A 414-nucleotide genomic window follows, 5' to 3' on the forward strand; every position below is an offset into this window, starting at 1 on the left:
CAGCGCAGCCGCGCTGGTTTCTCACTGCAGCCCGCTGAGTCTGCTGCGCCCTGGAGCCTGCTGTGCCGGGCCGTTTATCGGGGGCCTGCCAAGATTTCTGCGGATGCTTGGGAGCCGCATGCCTTGGACATGGCGCAGGTGTCGCACCAGAAAACCGGTGTGATGCTGGAGGCCGGCATTGGCGTGCTGGCCATCTTCATGCTGCTCACCGCCGTGGTGAACCGCAGCGCGCTGTACTGGACCTTTGTGGGCTGGCTGCTGCTGAATATGCGCATGGCGGGCCTGTCGGCAGGCACCGACATAGAGCTCTTTGGCGGGGCCCTCGACCCGGCTTGGTTCACGCCCATGCGCCAATGGACCTTGTGCATGTACTACGCCATGACGATTGGCCTGTTCAGTGCGCTGTTCAAAGCC

The 414-nt window shown here is 63.5% G+C and carries 1 protein-coding gene; it reads left to right on the top strand.

Translation table 11 applies throughout. The features are described from left to right. Positions 1 to 123 precede the first annotated feature (123 nt). The coding region (locus AC1D1Y_RS26605; RefSeq protein ID WP_477684984.1) for a hypothetical protein at positions 124 to 414 on the top strand (291 nt) is incomplete at its 3' end.

This window comes from Polaromonas sp. P1_G1 (assembly GCF_056405595.1).